Below are 3,087 nucleotides of genomic sequence, written 5' to 3' on the forward strand. Positions count from 1 at the left end.
GTGCAACGTCAAGGCCCGCGAGGGTGTCACCGGCGAGTCCGTCCGCGCCGCCTACGACAAGGCCTTCGCCGACGAGCCCTTCGTCCACCTCCTGCCCCAGGGTCAGTGGCCCGCCACCGCGTCCGTCCACGGTTCCAACGCCGTTCAGGTGCAGGTCGCCTTCGACGCCGGCGCGCACCGCATCATCGCGATCAGCGCCATCGACAACCTGACCAAGGGCACCGCGGGCGGTGCCGTCCAGAGCATGAACCTCGCCCTCGGGCTCCCCGAGGAGCTGGGCCTTTCCACGATCGGAGTCGCACCGTGAGTGTCACGGCAGCACAGGGATTCACCGCGGCCGGTGTCGCCGCCGGGATCAAGGAGAACGGCAACCCGGACCTGGCCCTCGTGGTCAACACCGGGCCCCGTCGCGCCGCCGCGGGCGTCTTCACCTCCAACCGTGTGAAGGCCGCGCCGGTGCTGTGGTCCGAGCAGGTCCTCAAGAGCGGCCAGGTCTCCGCCGTCGTCCTCAACTCCGGCGGCGCCAACGCCTGTACGGGACCCAAGGGCTTCCAGGACACCCACGCCACCGCCGAGAAGGTCGCCGAGGTGCTCGGCCGGGGCGCCATCGAGGTCGCCGTCTGCTCCACCGGCCTCATCGGCGTACTCCTGCCCATGGACAAGCTGCTCCCGGGTGTCGAGACGGCCGCCGCGCAGCTGTCCGAGCACGGCGGTGAGAAGGCCGCCATCGCCATCAAGACCACCGACACCGTCCACAAGACGTCCGTGGTGACGAAGGACGGCTGGACCGTCGGCGGCATGGCCAAGGGCGCCGGCATGCTCGCCCCGGGCCTCGCCACCATGCTGGTCGTCCTCACCTCGGACGCCGACCTCGACAGCGACGTACTGGACCGGGCGCTGCGTGCGGCCACGAAGGTGACCTTCGACCGGGTCGACTCCGACGGCTGCATGTCCACCAACGACACCGTGCTGCTGATGGCCTCCGGCGCCTCCGGGATCACCCCGGAGTACGAGGAGTTCGCCGAGGCCGTACGGACCGTCTGCGACGACCTCGGCCAGCAGCTGATCCGGGACGCCGAGGGCGCCAGCAAGGACATCAGGGTCGAGGTGATCAACGCCGCGACCGAGGACGACGCCGTCGAGGTGGGCCGCTCCATCGCCCGCAACAACCTCCTCAAGTGCGCCATCCACGGCGAGGACCCCAACTGGGGCCGCGTCCTGTCCGCGATCGGCACCACGCAGGCGGCCTTCGAGCCGGACCAGCTCAATGTCGCCATCAACGGCGTCTGGGTCTGCAAGAACGGCGGCGTCGGCGAGGACCGCGAGAAGGTCGACATGCGCTACCGCGAGGTGCACATCGTCGCCGACCTCGCCGCCGGCGAGCAGACCGCCACCATCTGGACCAACGACCTGACCGCCGACTACGTCCACGAGAACAGCGCCTACTCGTCATGAGCACTACGCGTAAGCACACCGCACTGCCCAAGGCCCAGATCCTCATCGAAGCGCTGCCCTGGCTGGTCCGGCACAACGGCAAGATCGTCGTGATCAAGTTCGGCGGCAACGCCATGATCGACGAGGACCTGAAGGCCGCGTTCGCGCAGGACGTGGTGTTCCTCCACCACGCCGGCCTCAAGCCGGTCGTCGTGCACGGCGGCGGCCCGCAGATCAGCGCCGCCCTCGACAAGCACGGCATCGTCAGCGAGTTCAAGGCGGGCCTGCGCGTCACCACCGAGGACGCCATGGACGTCGTACGCATGGTGCTGGCCGGACAGGTGCAGCGGGAGCTGGTCGGGTTGCTCAACCAGCACGGCCCGCTCGCCGTCGGCCTCACCGGCGAGGACGCGCACACCATCACCGCCACCCGGCACCAGCCCGAGATCGACGGCGAGCTGGTCGACATCGGACGGGTGGGTGAGATCACCGACATCGACACGGGCGCGATCGAGGCGCTGCTCGCCGACGGCCGTATCCCGGTCGTCTCGTCGATCGCCCGTTCCCAGGACGACCACCATGTCTACAACGTCAATGCTGATACGGCGGCTGCGGCACTCGCTGCTGCGCTGGGCGCCGAGACCCTCATGGTCCTCACGGACGTCGAGGGCCTCTACGAGGACTGGCCCGACTCCGACGAGGTGATCAGCCGCCTCACCGCTTCCCAACTGGAGAAGCTGCTGCCGGAGTTGTCCTCCGGCATGGTGCCGAAGATGGAGGGCTGTCTGCACGCCGTGCGGGGCGGCGTGAACACCGCCCGCGTCATCGATGGCCGGGTTCAGCACTCGATCCTGCTGGAGATCTTCACCGACGAGGGCATCGGCACGATGGTCGTGCCCGACGAGCAAGAGGGGGATGCCGAATGAGCGCCAATCAGGAACTGACCGCGCGCTGGCAGGGCGCGCTCATGAACAACTACGGCACCCCGCGACTGCCCCTCGTCCGCGGCGAGGGCGCGAAGCTGTGGGACGCCGACGGCAAGGAGTACGTCGACTACGTCGGCGGCATCGCGGTCAACGCCCTCGGCCACGCCCACCCCGGGGTCGTCGAGGCGGTGAGCCGCCAGATCGCCTCGCTCGGCCACGTCTCCAACCTGTTCGTCGCCGAACCGCCCGTCGCGCTCGCCGAGCGGCTGCTGGAGCTCTTCGGCCGGGACGGCAAGGTCTACTTCTGCAACTCCGGGGCCGAGGCCAACGAGGGCGCCTTCAAGATCGGCCGGCTGACCGGGCGCACCCACATGGTCGCCACCCAGGGCGGCTTCCACGGCCGCACCATGGGCGCCCTCGCGCTCACCGGCCAGCCCGCCAAGCAGGACCCGTTCCTGCCGCTGCCCGGCGACGTCACCCACGTCCCCTACGGCGACGCGCAGGCGCTGGCCGCCGCGGTCACCGAGGAGACGGCGCTGGTCATCATCGAGCCGATCCAGGGCGAGAACGGGGTCGTGGTCCCGCCCGCCGGCTATCTGAAGGCGGCCCGCGCGATCACGGCCGCCACCGGATCGCTGCTGGTCCTGGACGAGGTGCAGACCGGCGTCGGCCGCACCGGCCACTGGTTCGAGTACCAGGCCCACGAGGGCGTCCTGCCCGATGTCGT

The 3,087-nt window shown here is 69.9% G+C and carries 4 protein-coding genes; all 4 read left to right on the forward strand.

The features are described from left to right. Nucleotides 1-307, forward strand: a 307-nt coding sequence (locus ACTWQJ_RS49255) for an Asd/ArgC dimerization domain-containing protein (protein ID WP_443312868.1), incomplete at its 5' end; no start/stop codon positions are given. Continuing rightward, the gene (gene argJ, locus ACTWQJ_RS49260; protein WP_443312869.1) at nucleotides 304-1,455 is read left to right on the forward strand and encodes a bifunctional glutamate N-acetyltransferase/amino-acid acetyltransferase ArgJ; all 1,152 of its coding nucleotides are present in this window, start codon (nucleotides 304-306) and stop codon (nucleotides 1,453-1,455) included. The genes ACTWQJ_RS49255 and argJ, both read left to right, overlap by 4 nt. Continuing rightward, nucleotides 1,452-2,360, forward strand: a complete 909-nt coding sequence (argB, locus tag ACTWQJ_RS49265; protein ID WP_443312870.1) for an acetylglutamate kinase — start codon at nucleotides 1,452-1,454, stop codon at nucleotides 2,358-2,360. The genes argJ and argB overlap by 4 nt, the downstream gene beginning before the upstream one ends. Continuing rightward, nucleotides 2,357-3,087, forward strand: a 731-nt coding sequence (locus ACTWQJ_RS49270; RefSeq protein ID WP_443312871.1) for an aminotransferase class III-fold pyridoxal phosphate-dependent enzyme, incomplete at its 3' end; no start/stop codon positions are given. The genes argB and ACTWQJ_RS49270, both read left to right, overlap by 4 nt.

This window comes from Streptomyces sp. KR55, from assembly GCF_052245645.1.
Taxonomy (GTDB): Bacteria; Actinomycetota; Actinomycetes; order Streptomycetales; family Streptomycetaceae; genus Streptomyces; species Streptomyces flavusporus.